Annotated in this window: 12 protein-coding genes; 6 read left to right on the top strand and 6 right to left on the bottom strand. The window is 64.4% G+C overall.

Going from position 1 to position 15293, the window contains the following annotated elements; genetic code table 11:
* Window positions 1-27: 27 nt before the first annotated feature.
* The 5 genes from QFZ94_RS40325 to QFZ94_RS40305 are packed head-to-tail and all read left to right on the top strand — an operon-like array spanning window position 28 to window position 7029.
* On the top strand, window positions 28-1089 hold the full coding sequence (locus QFZ94_RS40325) for an ABC transporter substrate-binding protein (RefSeq protein WP_429463562.1): 1062 nt from the start codon (window positions 28-30) through the stop codon (window positions 1087-1089).
* A gap of 46 nt (window positions 1090-1135) precedes the next feature.
* Window positions 1136-2755, top strand: coding sequence for an ABC transporter substrate-binding protein (locus QFZ94_RS40320; protein ID WP_429463560.1), 1620 nt, complete (start codon window positions 1136-1138; stop codon window positions 2753-2755).
* A gap of 40 nt (window positions 2756-2795) precedes the next feature.
* On the top strand, window positions 2796-3845 hold the full coding sequence (locus QFZ94_RS40315) for an aldo/keto reductase (RefSeq protein ID WP_429463558.1): 1050 nt from the start codon (window positions 2796-2798) through the stop codon (window positions 3843-3845).
* A gap of 2 nt (window positions 3846-3847) precedes the next feature.
* A complete protein-coding gene (locus tag QFZ94_RS40310) occupies window positions 3848-5491 on the top strand; it encodes an ABC transporter substrate-binding protein (RefSeq protein WP_429463556.1) in 1644 nt (547 codons plus the stop codon).
* A gap of 23 nt (window positions 5492-5514) precedes the next feature.
* The gene (locus QFZ94_RS40305; protein WP_368581565.1) at window positions 5515-7029 is read left to right on the top strand and encodes an amidase; all 1515 of its coding nucleotides are present in this window, start codon (window positions 5515-5517) and stop codon (window positions 7027-7029) included.
* Between the two features lie 27 nt (window positions 7030-7056).
* Here QFZ94_RS40305 and QFZ94_RS40300 read toward each other — a convergent pair whose 3' ends face one another.
* From QFZ94_RS40300 to QFZ94_RS40285, 4 genes are read right to left on the bottom strand one after another with little or no spacing between them, the layout of a single operon-like run.
* The gene (locus tag QFZ94_RS40300; RefSeq protein ID WP_429463554.1) at window positions 7057-8793 is read right to left on the bottom strand and encodes an ABC transporter ATP-binding protein; all 1737 of its coding nucleotides are present in this window, start codon (window positions 8791-8793) and stop codon (window positions 7057-7059) included.
* Window positions 8794-8838: 45 nt separating this feature from the next.
* Window positions 8839-9819: an ABC transporter permease gene (locus tag QFZ94_RS40295; RefSeq protein ID WP_429463552.1), complete on the bottom strand. Its 981-nt coding sequence runs from the start codon at window positions 9817-9819 to the stop codon at window positions 8839-8841.
* A 35-nt stretch (window positions 9820-9854) separates the two neighbouring features.
* Window positions 9855-10835, bottom strand: a complete 981-nt coding sequence (locus tag QFZ94_RS40290; protein ID WP_018436397.1) for an ABC transporter permease — start codon at window positions 10833-10835, stop codon at window positions 9855-9857.
* 13 nt (window positions 10836-10848) lie between these two features.
* Window positions 10849-12456 carry an ABC transporter substrate-binding protein gene (locus QFZ94_RS40285; protein ID WP_410848454.1) on the bottom strand — a complete coding sequence of 536 codons (1608 nt, stop codon included), beginning with the start codon at window positions 12454-12456 and terminating at the stop codon, window positions 10849-10851.
* A gap of 294 nt (window positions 12457-12750) precedes the next feature.
* Between QFZ94_RS40285 and QFZ94_RS40280 the strand changes: the two genes are divergently transcribed.
* Window positions 12751-13581, top strand: a complete 831-nt coding sequence (locus tag QFZ94_RS40280; protein ID WP_429463549.1) for a VOC family protein — start codon at window positions 12751-12753, stop codon at window positions 13579-13581.
* A 40-nt stretch (window positions 13582-13621) separates the two neighbouring features.
* On the opposite strand, the gene QFZ94_RS40275 is transcribed toward QFZ94_RS40280, so the two are convergent.
* Both QFZ94_RS40275 and QFZ94_RS40270 read right to left on the bottom strand, forming a co-directional pair.
* Window positions 13622-14422 carry an ABC transporter ATP-binding protein gene (locus QFZ94_RS40275; RefSeq protein WP_429463547.1) on the bottom strand — a complete coding sequence of 267 codons (801 nt, stop codon included), beginning with the start codon at window positions 14420-14422 and terminating at the stop codon, window positions 13622-13624.
* On the bottom strand, window positions 14419-15288 hold the full coding sequence (locus tag QFZ94_RS40270) for an ABC transporter ATP-binding protein (RefSeq protein WP_429463545.1): 870 nt from the start codon (window positions 15286-15288) through the stop codon (window positions 14419-14421). The genes QFZ94_RS40275 and QFZ94_RS40270 overlap by 4 nt, the downstream gene beginning before the upstream one ends.
* Between the last annotated feature and the right edge of the window lie 5 nt (window positions 15289-15293).

The following is a 15293-nucleotide window of genomic DNA, read 5'->3' as shown; positions in this document are numbered from 1 at the left end:
GCCATCTCCGAATGCAAAGGTGATTGAATGAGCCGACTCTGGTACACCCGCTGCCCTGCCCCGACGCCGTTCGGCATAACCATACAGAAAGGCTGGCTCGAACAGGAATTCGCCGCCGACGGCATCGACGTCAAAGCGCTCCAGGACGCCGACGACGCCACCGTGCGGCGCTCGCACTTCACGCACACGCAGCCATGGTCGTTTCGGCAGGGTGGCAATATTCCCGCGCTATGGGCGCGCTCACAAGGCAGCGATACGCGACTGATCGGCGTGAGCTGGGTGGATGAATTCCAGGCGCTGATCACGCTCGACCGGCAACTCGATGCCAGCGCGCAAGCGCTTGCAGGACGCCGCTTCGGCTTTCCGCTCAATACACGCGCAAGCGTGGTCGACTTCCATCGCGCGACTGCCCTGCGTGGCTTCACGTCATTGCTCGGCGCGCTTGGCGTGCAACTCGAAGACGTCGATCTGGTCGACCTCCCGCATACGCCGCGCGGCCTCGAAGACGCCAAGCCCGCTGCCGATGCCCCGCTCGCCGACTGGCTGGACGCGCAGCGCTCTCACGAATTCGCCCGCGAAGCCGAAGCACTGCTGCGCGGCGAGGCCGACGTCGTGTTCGTCAAAGGCGCGACCGGGCTCGATATCGCAAACCTGCTGAACGCGAAGATCCTGATCGATATCAGCGCCCAGCCGAATCGGCTGCTGCACGCGAACAATGGTACGCCGCGGCCGTTGACCGTCGACGCGCAACTGCTGCGCGAGCGCCCCGATCTGGTCGAGCGGGTGCTGGCCCGCACGCTGGACGCGGGTGACTGGGCGCAACGCCATGCCGGCGACATTGCGCGCTACGTGGCGCGCGAAACGCGCAGCGCGGAGCACTGGGTCGAGCGAGCCTATCCGGGCGGGCTACATCGGCAATTGAGCATCGGACTCGATCCGCAAGCGTTGGCGGCGCTCGCCGACTTCAAGCATTTCCTGTTCAAGTGGGGATTCATTCCAACGGACTTCGATTTCGACGCGTGGGTCGATCCCGCGCCTCTGCGTGGCGCACTCGCGCGCCGTGACACGACTGCTCACGCCACGGTCTGAGCGGGTTCCCGCTTTCTTCCCTTCTCTCTTCTCGCACAACCATACGATGGCATACGTCACATCGCAGGCGGCGCCGCGCCGGCGCGGCGCGCGCCTTGTCAATGGCGCGCTCGGATTCGCGGCCGCGCTCGTCGTCGCGTTCTCTGTTTCTCACGCTCACGCCCAAACGCGCGGCGGCACACTCAATTTCGTCGTCACGCCGGAGCCCACCGCTCTCGTCGATCTCGCGACGACCGCGACCAATGTGCTGAAGGTCAGTCCAAAAGTCGTCGAAGGTCTGCTCGAATACGACTTCAGGTTGCAGCCGAAAGCTTCGCTCGCGACGTCGTGGGAAGTCAGCGACGACAGCCGCAAATACGTTTTTCATTTGCGTCACGACGTGAAATGGCATGACGGTCAGCCCTTCACGTCCGCCGATGTCGCGTATTCGATCCAGACGCTCAGGCAAGTCCACCCGCGCGCCAAAACCACCTTCGCGAATGTCACCGCTGTGACGACGCCGGACCCTTATACAGTCGTCGTCACGCTGTCGAAGTCCGCGCCGTATCTGATCAAGGCGTTCTCGTCGTCGGAAACGCCGATCGTGCCTAAACACATTTACGAAGGCACCGACCCGCTGACCAACCCAGCCAATAACGCGCCGATCGGCACGGGCCCCTTCCGCTTCGTCAAGTGGGTGCGCGGCAGCTACGTCGAATATGCACGCAACGACGACTACTGGGACAAGGGCAAGCCCCTGCTCGACAAGATCGTCGTCAAGGTCATCACCGATCCGGCCGCGCGCACTGTCGCGTTCGAAGACGGCTCCGTCGACCTGAGCGGCGACACGCCCGTGCCGCTCTCAGATATCGAGCGGCTGAAAAGCAATCCGAAGCTCGCGCTCGACCAGCGCGGCTATGAGTTCCAGGCTGGTGTGACGCGCATCGAGTTCAATCTCGACAACCCTGTACTGAAGAAACTCGAAGTGCGTCAGGCGATTGCGTCGGCGCTCGATCGCGACGTGATCCGCAAGGTAATCTTCTACGGCTATGCGACGCCGCTCGCCAGTCCGATCATTCCGACGAGCCCCTACTACGACCCGGCACCTACGCCGTATCCGTTCAACGTGGAGCGCGCCAACGCGCTGCTCGACGAAGCCGGCTATCCGCGCAAGGCGGACGGTACGCGTTTCGCGCTGACCGTCGACCCGCTGCCGATCGGCGATCTGCCCACGCGCACCGCCGCTTATGTGAAATCCGCACTGGCGCGGGTCGGCATTGCGGTCACCGTGCGCAGCCAGGATTTGCCCGCGTATCTGAAACGTATCTATACCGATCGCGACTTCGACTTTTCGATCAACGGCATGAGCAACCTGTTCGATCCGGTGGTCGGCGTAGCGCGGCTCTATACGAGCAACAACTTCCGGCGCGGCGTGCCGTTCACGAACGGATCGCACTATAGCAACCCGCAGATCGACCTGCTGTTCACGCAGGTCGCCGAAGAAACCGATGAAGGCAGACGCAAGCAGCTCTTCTCGCAGATTCAGCGCATTCTCGAACACGATCTTCCGGACATCAACCTGGTGTCGCCGCAATACCTGACCGTGTACTCGCGCGCGGTCCATAACCATACGACGGGCCCGGACGGCGTGTCGGCGAGTTTCGCCGACGTCTGGCTGCAACGCTAAAACGCTTTCGCCTCAAACTCTCTCACGGAATTCGACTCTCATGGAATACAGACAACTCGGTCGCAGCGGTATCAAGGTCTCGGCACTGACTCTGGGCACGATGATGTTCGGCGGCCCCACGGACGAGGCCACCGCTGCACGTATCATCGAACAGGCGCTGGAACAGGGTGTCAATTCGATCGACACCGCCGACGTCTACGCCAAAGGCGAGTCGGAACGCGTGGTCGGCCGCGCGATTTCCGCACAGCGCGAGCGCTGGGTGCTGGCGACCAAATTCGCCAATCCGCTCGATGAGCGCGACGTCAATGCGCGAGGTGCGTCGCGCAAACATATCGCGCGCGCCGTCGATGCGAGCCTGCAGCGGCTCGGCACCGACTACATCGACCTGCTGTACATCCATCGCGAAGATCATCAGACGCCGGTCGAAGAAACCGTGCGCGCGCTCAACGAGCTGATCCGCGCTGGCAAGCTGCGCTACTACGGACTGTCCAATCATCGCGCGTGGAAGATCGCCGAGTTCAGCCATACCGCCCAGGCGCTCGGACTCGACGCGCCTATCGCAAGCCAGCCGCTCTACAACATCGCGAACCGCCAGGCCGAAGCCGAGCAATTGACGGCGGCGCATCGTTACGGGCTCGGCGTCATTTCGTATAGCCCGCTCGCGCGCGGCGTGCTGACGGGCAAATACGAACCGGGCGCGACGCCCGGCGCCGACACCCGCGCGGGGCGTAGCGACCGGCGCTTGCAGCAGACCGAGTGGCGTCCCGAATCGCTCGAACTGGCGCGGCGCGTGCGTGAGCATGCGCAGGCCCGCGGTCTTTCTGCCGGTCAATTCGCGCTCGCGTGGGTGCTCAATAGCCGCTACATCAGTTCGACGATCGCCGGGCCTCGCACCGAGGCGCAGTGGCAGGACTATCTGCCCGCGCTCGCCTACCGCCTGAACGCTGAAGACGAAGCCTTCGTCGATTCGCTCGTGACGAGCGGACATCCGTCCACGCCGGGTTTCAACGATCCGGGGCATCCATTTTTTGGTCGCCTCGCGCGTCACGGCGAGGTTGAAGCCGTCCAGACGCCGCTTCAACAGGGTTAGCCATGCGCTTAGATCGCCGGCATTTCATCCAGAGCTCACTGGCGCTTCTGTCCGCCGGCGCGCTGGACTCCTCGGTGCGCCTCGCACATGCGGCCAGCGCCGCTGCTTCGTCGAGCGCGCTTGCCGGAGCCAACGCCGCGCCCGTACAGGGCGGAACGCTGACCTACGCAGTGCAACAGGAACCGCCGTCGTTGGTGTCGCTGCTCGACACCAACACGGTGATCCGCAACATCAGCGCCAAAATCACCGAGGGACTCTTGCGCTATGACGCGCAGTTCAGGCCGCAGCCGTTGCTTGCCATCGCGTGGAGCACGAGTGCCGACGGTCTGCACTATACGTTCAGGCTGCGGCCCGGCGTGAAGTGGCACGACGGCGAGAACTTCACATCGGCCGACGTGCGTTACTCGATCCTCACGCAAAAACGTCTCGGTCCGCGCGGGCGCATCACGCTCGCGAACGTCGAACGCGTCGACACGCCCGATCCGTTGACGGCCGTGATCGTACTCGGCAAACCAACGCCGTATCTGATCAAGGCTTTGTCGTCGGCGGAGTTGCCGATCGTGCCGCAGCATCGCTATGGCGACGGCGATCCGCTCACGAGCCCCAATCTGAGCGCGCCGATCGGCACCGGTCCATTCGTGTTCGATGAGTGGGTGCGCGGCAGTCACATCAGCCTGCGCAGAAATGCGAACTACTGGCGCGCGGGGGCGCCGCATCTCGACCGTGTGGTCTATCGGATCGTGCCCGACCAGGCATCCATCTCGGCCGCGCTCGAAACGGGCGAAGTCGACGCCGCGGCCAATGTAGGTCTGGCCGATCTCGGGCGGCTCGCGAAAGTGCCGTATCTGAAAATCGACGACAGCTACGACGCGTACCTGAACAACGCGGCCTTCCTCGAATTCAACCTGGAAAATCCGGTGCTTGCGCAGCTTCCGGTTCGCAAGGCAATCGCGCATGCGATCGATCGGAACTTCATCAAGGACAACGTGTTCTACCGGCGCGCGAGTGTGGTCGACTCGCCGGTGCCAGCCGTCTTGGCGGCCTACTACGACGACAGCACGTTCCACTATCCGTTCGACATCGACGCCGCGAACCGTCAGCTCGACGCAGCGGGTTATCCAAAGCAGGCGGACGGTCAACGCTTCGCGCTGAAGATCAACTACATCAGCGGCGCGGATTTTCGGCGCGCGGCGGAGTATCTGCGCGCCGCATTGGCGCGCATCGGCATCAAGGCGACGATTCTCGACGGCGACCTGCCAACCTATTTGCGCCGCGCGTACACGGCACGCGAATTCGATTTGAACCTGAATGGTCTCGGCCGGTTGTATGACCCGACCGTCGGCGTGCAGCGCATCTACTGGTCGGACGGCGTCCGGCATCCGCTGATCTGGATCAACGCGTCGCATTATCAGAACCCGCAAGTGGACGAGTTGTTTCGCGCGGCCGCGACCGAAACCGACGAGACAAGGCGCGCGGCCGCGTTCAAGGAAGTCCAGCAGATCGTCGGCCGCGACCTGCCGGTGTTGCCGCTCGTTACGGTGCCCTCGGCATTGCAGGTGTATCACGCGCGCGTGCACAACCTGAACAATAGTATTGACCTGACCGCCGGCGATTTCTCCGACACCTGGATCGAACCGAAAACCTGACAAACCGACGAGGGCCTCGAACAATGAGCACACCAGAACTGGACGACCCGAAATCCGCGCTACTGAATGCGCTGACCTTTGCGAGCGCGAAGCAACAAGCCGACGCGCTGGCCGAGGGCCGCGTTTCCGCGGTCGACCTGCTGGAACACAGCCTCGCTCGCATCGCGCGCTTCGATGACGTATTGAACGCCGTGGTCGCGCGTGACTTCGACGCAGCGCGCAACGCCGCCCGCGAAGCCGACGCGGCGCTTACGCGTGGCGAGCGACGGCCGCTGCTCGGCGTGCCGATTACAGTGAAGGAATCGTTCGATGTTGCCGGGCTAGTTACTAGTGTCGGCAACCCGTCCTACGCGGATAATCGCGCCGAACGCGATTCGCTCGCCGTCGCCGCGTTGCGTGAAGCGGGCGCGGTGATCATTGGCAAGACCAACGTGCCGCTCGGTCTCGCAGATCTGCAAAGCTATAACGAAGTCTACGGGCTGACGCGCAATCCGTGGGATCTGGAAAGGACGCCCGGGGGATCGTCGGGCGGCTCGGCGGCGGCGCTCGCGGCCGGCTATGTCGCCCTCGAACTGGGCTCGGATATCGGCGGCTCGATTCGCATTCCCGCGCACTTCACCGGCGTTTTTGGCCATAAGCCGAGCTACGGCCTCGTGTCGCTCGCCGGCAGCGGTGTGCCGAGAGGACGTGCGTCCGCACGCGATCTCAGCGTGGCGGGCCCGCTCGCGCGCAGCGCGGCTGATCTCGAACTCGCACTGGATCTGCTGCTCAACCGCGATCCGCTGACGTCCAAGGCATGGCGCGCCACGTTGCCACCTGCGCGCCACGCACGGCTCGCCGAGTTCCGGGTGCTCGTGCTCGACACATGGCCAGGCACGCAACGCAGCCTGTCCGAGCGCCTCGTGATCGAGCGCGTGGTCGAGCGGTTGCGCACGCAGGGCGTGTATGTAAGCCGCCCCGCCGATCTGCCGCAGGGGCTCCTACCCGATCTGGTGCGTGCGCATGCGCTGTACCGGACGCTGCTCGGCTCGTCGCTCGCCGAACCGCCTGTGCCGAGCGAAGCGGCTCGACAACGCCTCGCGGCGCTTGCCCCCGCTAACGAGAGCGCCGACGCCGCGTGGCTGAGGGCGCCATACCTCGCGCACCGCGACTGGCTCAAAGCCGACGAGCAACGCCATGCATTGCGTCACCAGTGGGAGCGGCTTTTCAAAGCATTCGACGTGATCGTCACGCCGGTCGCTCCGGTCGCCGCGTTCCGTCACAACCATCAGGAGCCGAAAGACGAGCGCACCTATCCGGTCGCCTTCGACGACGGCGTGCGGGACGTGCGCTTCCTCGATTTCTTTCATTGGGCGGGTCTGCCCGTGCTGCCGGGGTTGCCGGCCACCAGCTTTCCGCTCGGTCTCGATGACGACGGCTTGCCCGTCAGTGCGCAAGCCGTTGGCCCGTGGCTCGAAGACCGTACGCCGATCGCGTTCGCGCATTTGCTTGAACAAGCGTATGGCGGTTTTGTCGTGCCGCCCGGATATGGGGCGTAGGCCGTCGCCATCGCGCGACGGGTGAGGTCAAGCCGCCCGCGCGTCGTCGAAGGTCTTGCCCGGAATCGCGTCGAGCAACGTACGGGTGTAGGGATGCTGCGGCGCACGCCAGATATCGCGGTGGTCTCCGCTTTCGACGATCCGACCTGCCTGCATCACATGCACCCGGTCGGCGATGTAGCGCACCACGGACAGGTCATGCGAGATGAACAGGTACGCGAGCCCGAGGTCGCGCTTCAGATCGACCAGCAGATTGAGAATCTGCGCCTGAATCGACACGTCGAGTGCGGAAACCGGTTCATCGCAGATCAGCAGATCCGGTTCGAGGACCAGTGCCCGCGCAATGCCGATGCGCTGCCGCTGCCCGCCGGAGAATTCGTGCGGATAGCGGCCGAGCGCCGAACTGGGCAAGCCGACGCGGTCCAGCATCGCGGCGATGCGTGTGCGGCGCTGCTGGGCGTTACCGATCCGATTCACCACGAGCACGGTGTCGAGAATCTCGGCCACGGTGCGGCGCGGATTGATCGACGAATACGGGTCCTGAAACACCATTTGCACATGGCGCCTCAACGGCCGCAATTCGCGTTCACCCAGCGGCGCGAGATCGGTGCCTCGCAGGCGGATTGCTCCCGCGGTAGCCGGCACGAGCCGCAGGATCGCTTTGGACAGCGTCGATTTCCCGCAGCCGGATTCGCCCACCAGGCCGACCGTCTCGCCGCGCGCGATCGTCAGCGACACGCCATCGACCGCGTGCAGTGCGGGTTGGCCGCGCCGCTGCGGATAGTCGACGCGCAGATCCTGCAATTCGAGCAACGGCGTGGCGCTCACTGCGTTGCCTTCCAATGACGCATTGCTGTGCGCGTCCGCTTTGACATCCGCCACATGGAGCCCGGCGCGCGGCGAGCGCGGCAGCACGGTAAAGGAAGGCCCGCCGTCTTCGGCGATGCCATGACGGATTTCCGGCAGCTTCCAGCCGCGATAGTGCAGATCGTCCGCGAGATTCAGCGACGCGCCCAGCAGACCCCGCGTGTAAGGATGCTGCGGCTGCGTGAAGAGCCGGGCGACCGGCGCTTCTTCGACTTTTTCGCCCGCCAGCATCACGGCCACGCGATCCGCATGCTTCGCGACGACGCCGAGGTCGTGGGTGATCAGCAACAAGGACATCGACAGCTCCCGCCGCAAACCGTCGAGCAGCTCGAGAATGTGCGCCTGAATCGTGACGTCGAGCGCCGTGGTCGGCTCATCCGCGATCAGCAGACGCGGGCGGCATGCCACCGCCATCGCGATCATCACCCGCTGCCGCTGCCCGCCGGACAACTCGTGGGGATAGTCGAACACCCGGCGTTGCGGCTCGGGGATCTGCACGAGTTCGAGCAATTCGACGGCGCGCTTTAACGCGGCCGCCTTCGACAGATCTTCATGCTGACGCAAGGTCTCGACGATCTGAGCGCCAATCGACAGCACCGGATTGAGCGACGTCATCGGCTCCTGGAAAATCATCGAAATCTGCTGGCCGCGGACCTGGCGGATTTCGCGCGGCGACAGGTCGAGCAGCTCATGGCCATCGAAGCGCAAGCTACCCGTCACGCGTCCCGGCGCGGGCACGAGACGCATCAGCGACAGCGCCGTTGCCGATTTGCCGCAACCGGATTCGCCGACGAGCGCCAGCGTCTCCCCTTGCGCGATGTCGAAACTCAGGCCGCGCACCGCTTCGTGCGTGCCGAAACTGACGCGCAGATCGCGTACTTCAAGCAGGTTTGCCACAGAGCGTCCTCGATTACATTGTGAGCCGCGTGAGCCGCGGGCTCTTCAAGCTCGTTCCCGCAGGCGCGGATTGAGCGCGTCGTTCAGACCGTCGCCGAGCAGGTTCAGCGCGAGCACCGCCAGAACAATCGCGGCACCTGGCACGGCCGTCAGATACCAGGCGGTACGCAACGAGTCACGGCCCGCGCCGATCATGCCGCCCCAGCTGACCACGTTCGGGTCTCCCATGCCGAGAAACGACAGCGACGACTCGATCAGGATCGCACTCGCCACCATCACGGACGCGGTCACGATCACCGGTGGCAACGCGTTCGGCAGAATCTCGCCAAAAATGATGCGTGCGTTGCTGAAGCCCTGGCTGCGCGCGGCAAGCACGAAGTCCGAACGGCGCAGGCTGCGAAATTCGGCCCGCACGATCCGCGCAACGGTGGGCCATGACGCAATGCCGATCGCCAGCGCGATGATCGTCACGCTCGGATGACCAATCGCGACGATCACGATGACCAGCAGAAAAGACGGCACGGTTTGAAAGAGTTCGGTAATGCGCACCAGCACATCGTCGATCACCCCGCCGAAGAAACCTCCCGTCGCGCCAACCAGCGTACCGATCACGAGCCCGATGCTGGCCGCGCTCGCGCCGATCAGCAGCGACACGCGCGCGCCGTGCGCAATGCCGGCGGCCACGTCGCGTCCGAGCGAATCCGTGCCGAGCCAGTATTGCGGATCGGTGCCCGGCCATACGAACGGCGCCGCCACCATATCGAGCGGATCGCCCGGAAACAGATGTCCCGCGCCCAGCGCAAGCGCGATGAACGCCGCGAGCAGCGCGAAACCCCCGAGCGCCGAGCGATTGCGCAGCAGCGCGCGCCACACGCCGAGCCCCGCCGCACCGTGCGGAGCGTGGTTCGTGGCAGTCGCCGCGCCGTCGCGCCGGAAACCGAATAGCGCGCCGCCAAGCTGACGCCGCCATGTGGAAGCACGCGGTTCGGGCGGCGTGGAAACCAGATTGGAAGAGTCGGAAGCCATGTATGCCTTGGGGGAGAAATCGCCGGTGCGTGCGATCACGCGACGCGCGGATCGAGCCACGCCTGCAAAAGATCGACCAGCACATTCGCCAGGATCACGAGCATCGACGACAGCAGCAGCACGCCGAGCAGCACGCTGAAATCACGCGCCATCACCGCATCGAGCGCGAGGCGGCCCAGTCCTGGCCAACTGAACACCGTTTCGGTCACCGCGGCGCCACCCAGCAAGGTGCCAAAGTGAATGCCGACCATCGTTGTGAGCGGCATCAGCGCGTTGCGCAGGACATGCCGCACCGTCACACGCCACGGATGCAAGCCCTTGGCCTGCGCGGTACGCACGAAGTCCTGGCGCTGCACTTCGAGCATCGCCGCGCGCGTAAGCCGTGCGTAGATCGCGATGAAGAACGTCGCCAGCGTCGCGGCAGGCAGCAGCACGTGCTTCAGCGCATCGATCACGTAGGCGGCGCCGTGAAGCTGCGCGCCGAGCGTGATATTGCCGCCGCTCGGCAACCAGCCCAGATGCACCGAGAACAGCACGATCGCGAGCAGACCGATCCAGAAGCCGGGTGTCGAGTAGAACAGCATAGCCACGACGGACAGCACGCGATCGGGCCATCTGCCGGCCCAATGCGCCATCACCACGCCGAGCACTACGCCCACGACGATCGCGACCGATAGCGCGACGCCCATCAGCAGCAGCGTATTAGGCAGGCGCGAGAGGATCAGTTGCATCACCGGCATATCGTAGCGCGGCGAATAGCCCAGACTGAAGTGCGACAGATGAGCGAGGTACGACCACAACTGGTGCAGCACCGGTTGATCGAGGCCGAACTTCGCGCGCAATACCTGCATCGTTTCCACCGTCGCCGAGCCGGCTTCGCCGGCCAGCACATCCGCGGCGTCGCCCGGCATCAGCTTCAGCAGGAAAAAGTTCAGGATCACGATACCGATCACCGTCGGTAGCGCCTGCCACGCGGTACGCCGCGCGATCGCGGCAAAACGCAAACCCCTGCTCATCGTGTCGCTCCTGTCATGCGCTCAGATAGACGTCGGCCAGATTGCCTTCGAGGCCTTGCGCGGACACGGTATGGTTGTGAACGCGCCGGTTCGCGAGCGTGACCATGCGAGGTGCGACGAGGTTGAGAATCGGCAGCTCGCGATAGACGATCTGCTGGAATTGTTGATAAAGCGCGACGCGTTTGTTTTCGTCGGTTTCGATCGCGGCGCTCTCGAGCAGGTGGTCGACCTCGGCATTGCTGTAGTGCGGCGCGTTCGAGAACGGCACGCCCGGCCGAATGTTCTGCGACCAGTAGAGCCGCTGCACGCCGACGCTCGGATCGAATAGCGTATTGACGCCGATGCTGGTGAAATCGAACTGGCGGTCGGCATACACGCGCTTCAGAAAAGCGGGCAGGTCCTGAGAGCGCACTGTCACGTCGATGCCAACGCGAGAGAGTGCCGATTTCACGTAATCGGCCTGGCGGCGGTACATGTCGCCGTACGGCAGGAAATCATGCGTGAGACCGAAGCGCACCCCGCCCGCCTTGCGCGGATAGCCGGCCGCGTCGAGCAGCTTTTCGGCGGCGGCAGTATCGAACGGGTACGGTGCGAGTTTGCCGTCGTGATAGGGCGAGCCCGGCGTGATCGGTGTCGGCGACAAGTCGGCGTAGCCATACGCGACCGTGCGCAGCACCACTTGCGGATTGATCGCATGCGCGATCGCCTGGCGCACCCGCAGGTCGCCGAGGATCGGATGTTGCAGATTGAAGTCGATCTCGGACAGCGGTTCGAGGAACCGATAGCCGCGCGTTTCGACAACCAGCTGCGGCAATTGAGTGAGGCGCGGCAAATCGGTGAGCGGTACTGGATTTTCGCCGCCCAGATCGAGCGCGCCTGTCTCGAACGCGGCGGATCGCGCGGCGGCGTCGGGAATCACCTTCAGTACGAGACTGTCGATGTACGGTTTGCCGGCATCCCAGTAGTCCGGATTGCGTTCATAGACGATGCTGGCACCGCGCGTCCACGACTTGAAGCGAAACGGCCCGGTGCCGATTGGCGCGTTATTGTGCGGGTTGGACAGCGGATCGCCCGACGCATACAGATGCTTTGGAACGATTGGGGATTCACCGGCCGACAGTGCCTTCAACAGATAGGGCGCCGGCTTCGACAATTCGATCACCGCGGTCCGGGCGTCCGGCGTCGATACGCGCGTGACATTGGCGAAAGTGCTGCGTCCGCGCGGATGCACCGTCTTCAACAATTCGATCGAGAACGCTACGTCCGTCGACGTGAATGGCTGCCCGTCATGCCATTTGACGTTCTCGCGTAGTGTGAAGCTGTACTTCAAGCCGTCAGGACTGACTGCCCACGCGGTTGCCAATTGCGGCCGTGGACGCAGATCGAAGTCGTATGCGAGCAAGCCTTCGAGCACCTTGGAGCTCGCGACCAGAGCGGGCCCGGTGGTCTGAAAGATCGACACCAGCACTGGCGGTTCCGGATTGATCAGCATATTCAGCGTGCCGCCCCGCTTCGGCACCGATGCTGCGCTGCCTTGTGCGAACACGCGTGCCGGCATGCCGGCGGCCGCGAGAGCAGCGCCTGAGGAAATCAGAAAGTCGCGTCGATTCAGCCGTGCCATGTAATTCATATCCTGGTGCTTCGGCCGAGTCACGTTGGCCGCGTCAAAGTACCGAGCGGCTTGCCGCTCGTGCAGCGCTTACGATAAAGCCGCAGTCGCAGTAAAAGAACCAATCGTTCGGCATATGCAAAGCACGCCACCGAAGAAAGACGGATTCCTCATCGAGCAGTCCGATCGCATCTTGCGCGACGGAGCCTAATCCAGTTGCGGCGCTATGCAATCGACAATCCATTACTAGCGTTTTGGCGGCAGGCTTCGCATACTCGGACCACCCTACTGTGGACCTCGCTCGTCATGTCTCTTTCAATCGACCACATCGTGATCCGCGTGCAGGATCTCGAGCAGACCATCGCCGATTTCACTACGCTTGGCTTCACCGTGCAACGCGGCGGCACGCACGCCGACGGCGCCACACATAACGCGCTGATCGGTTTCGCCGATGGCAGCTACGTCGAACTCATCGCCTTTCTGCGCGACGCACCGGAGCATCGCTGGTGGGACGCTAGCCGTCGCATAGGAGATGGTTTCGTCGACTACGCGCTGCTGCCGCAATCGGTTGCCAGCACCATCGCCGCGGCACGCGAACGAGGTCTCGCTTACGACGGCCCCCTAGCCGGCGGACGTCTGCGTCCCGATGGCGAGCGCCTCGAATGGCAGATCGGCAAGCCGTCGAGCGCGGATCTGCCGTTCCTGTGCGGCGACGTGACGCCGCGCCACCTGCGCGTGGCCGAAGGCGACGTTCGCCATCATGCGAACGGGGCGCACGGCGTCGCGAACATTACGCTCGCGGTGCACGACCTGGATGCGAGCCTCGCACGATATCGCGCGCTGCTCGGAGAACCCGACGTGCAGCGCGCGCCGCTGCCTGGTTACGACGTCGCATTGGCGATCCTGTCGCTTGGCGCGACGACGCTCACGCTTGCAAGCCCGGCCCGCGAAACCCGTCCGCCAGCCGAAGGTCTTGCCGCTGACCTTCGGCACCACCTCGCCTCGCGCGGCGAAGGGGTTTTCGCGGTCGCCCTGGAGACGTACGTCGATGGCGCCGCGCGGCGCCTCGAGCGTACGCTCGCCCATGGCGCCATCATCGAACTGGTAGCAAACCCGTCGATCCGACGCGATCGATAGCGTCGCGCGGCGAGCGAAACACCAGGCGATCCGGCGCCGCTCACGACGCCGTCTGCGCCGCCAGCGATCCGCCGAGATAAGCGTCGCGAATGCGCTGGTCGCCGAGCAATTCGCTCGCGGTGCCGGACAACACCATGCGCCCCGTCTGCAGCACGTAGCCACGATGCGCGATCTGCAGCGCGAGGCTCGCGTTCTGCTCGACCATGAAGAACGTGATGCCCTGCCGGTTGATGGTCTGGATCAGGTCGAGCACCTTGTCGACGTATAACGGCGACAGGCCCATCGTCGGCTCGTCCATGCAGACCGGCGCGGGGCGGCTCATCAACGCGCGCGCCATCGCCAGCATCTGCTGTTCACCGCCGGAAAGCGTGCCGGCCCGTTGGGTCAGCCGCTCTTTCACGCGCGGAAAAAGTTCGAGCATGCGTTCGTAGTCCTCGCCGATGCCCGCGCGGTCGTTGCGCGTGAACGCGCCCATCAGCAAGTTTTCGCGCACGGTCATGTCGCCGAAAAGCCGCCGGGCCTCCGGCACCGAAGCGATGCCTCGCCGCACGATCTGCGAAGTCGGCAGACCGTTCAACGGCTTACCGTCGAAGCTGATGGTGCCGGCTCGCGGTTTGTGCAGTCCAAGAATCACCTTCATCGCCGTCGATTTGCCGCTCGCATTGCCGCCCAGCAGGCTGACGATCTCGCCGCGCCCGATGCTGAGATTCACGCCGAAGTGCACCTGGATCTGTCCGTAGAACGTGTCGATCTGTTCGAGTTTCAGCAGCGGCTCGGTCATGGCGGCTTGTGTGGAGGCTAATGGGTTCGGCGCAAGCAGATGCAGATTTGATGTCTTCATGCTGCCGCCGTTTCGTTGCGGCCGGCAGCCGCGCCGACCTGACGGTGTCCAAGGTAGGCCTCGATCACGGCGGGGTCCTCGCGCACCTCGGCCGGCAGGCCGGAAGCGATCTTGCGGCCGTCTTCGAGCACGAGCACGCGATCGGAAAGCTGCATCACCAGGTCCAGCTTGTGTTCGATAAGCAGGATGGTGAGCCCGTCGCGCTTGAGTTCGAGTATCAGTTCGAGCATTTCGGCGGTTTCGGACTCGTTCATGCCGGCGGTCGGTTCGTCGAGCAGAAGGATGCGCGGCCGCAGCGCTAGCGCACGCGCTATCTCGACACGCCGGCGGTTCGCATAGGACAGGCTGTGCGCCGGCTGATCGAGTCGCGGCGACAGGCGCGTACCGAAGCGGGCCAACAGCGTCGTCACTTCTTCACGCAGCGCGGCGTTTTCGCGACGTACCGATGCAGGCCCGATCAGCGCGCGCAACGCTTCCGCAAATGCCCCCACCACCGGCCAGCCGCAGCGCGTCATCGCAAGCCTTGCGTGCGCGCCGATCAGCACGTTATCGAGCACGCTCAGATTGCCGAATACCCGTCCATGCTGGAACGTGCGGGCGACGCCGCGCGCGGCAAGCTGCTCGGGCGCCATGCCGGTCACGTCTTCGCCGGCGAATCTCACCTCGCCGGCGTCCGGCGCGTCGATACCGGACAGCAGATTGAACAGCGTGGATTTGCCGGCGCCGTTCGGACCGATCACGCTCACGCATTCGCCGCGCGCAACCGACAGGCTCACCTCGTCGACAGCCACGAGACCGCCGAAACGGCGCGTAACGCGCCGCACGTCGAACAGGATATCCGTGCCGCGTGGCAAAGAAGATGTCATGGTCG

This window comes from Paraburkholderia sp. JPY465, assembly GCF_050436725.1.
Classification (GTDB): Bacteria; Pseudomonadota; Gammaproteobacteria; order Burkholderiales; family Burkholderiaceae; genus Paraburkholderia; species Paraburkholderia youngii.
This window is presented reverse-complemented; position numbering and strand designations above follow the sequence as displayed.

Bases quoted from the DNA above. Each gene is read 5' to 3' on its own strand.
- QFZ94_RS40275 (WP_429463547.1), bottom strand. From the start codon at position 14,422: ATGAAGACATCAAATCTGCATCTGCTTGCGCCGAACCCATTAGCCTCC.
- QFZ94_RS40270 (WP_429463545.1), bottom strand. From the start codon at position 15,288: ATGACATCTTCTTTGCCACGCGGCACGGATATCCTGTTCGACGTGCGG.
- QFZ94_RS40290 (WP_018436397.1), bottom strand. From the start codon at position 10,835: ATGAGCAGGGGTTTGCGTTTTGCCGCGATCGCGCGGCGTACCGCGTGG.
- QFZ94_RS40280 (WP_429463549.1), top strand. From the start codon at position 12,751: ATGTCTCTTTCAATCGACCACATCGTGATCCGCGTGCAGGATCTCGAG.
- QFZ94_RS40295 (WP_429463552.1), bottom strand. From the start codon at position 9,819: ATGGCTTCCGACTCTTCCAATCTGGTTTCCACGCCGCCCGAACCGCGT.
- QFZ94_RS40305 (WP_368581565.1), top strand. From the start codon at position 5,515: ATGAGCACACCAGAACTGGACGACCCGAAATCCGCGCTACTGAATGCG.
- QFZ94_RS40310 (WP_429463556.1), top strand. From the start codon at position 3,848: ATGCGCTTAGATCGCCGGCATTTCATCCAGAGCTCACTGGCGCTTCTG.
- QFZ94_RS40315 (WP_429463558.1), top strand. From the start codon at position 2,796: ATGGAATACAGACAACTCGGTCGCAGCGGTATCAAGGTCTCGGCACTG.
- QFZ94_RS40320 (WP_429463560.1), top strand. From the start codon at position 1,136: ATGGCATACGTCACATCGCAGGCGGCGCCGCGCCGGCGCGGCGCGCGC.
- QFZ94_RS40285 (WP_410848454.1), bottom strand. From the start codon at position 12,456: ATGGCACGGCTGAATCGACGCGACTTTCTGATTTCCTCAGGCGCTGCT.
- QFZ94_RS40325 (WP_429463562.1), top strand. From the start codon at position 28: ATGAGCCGACTCTGGTACACCCGCTGCCCTGCCCCGACGCCGTTCGGC.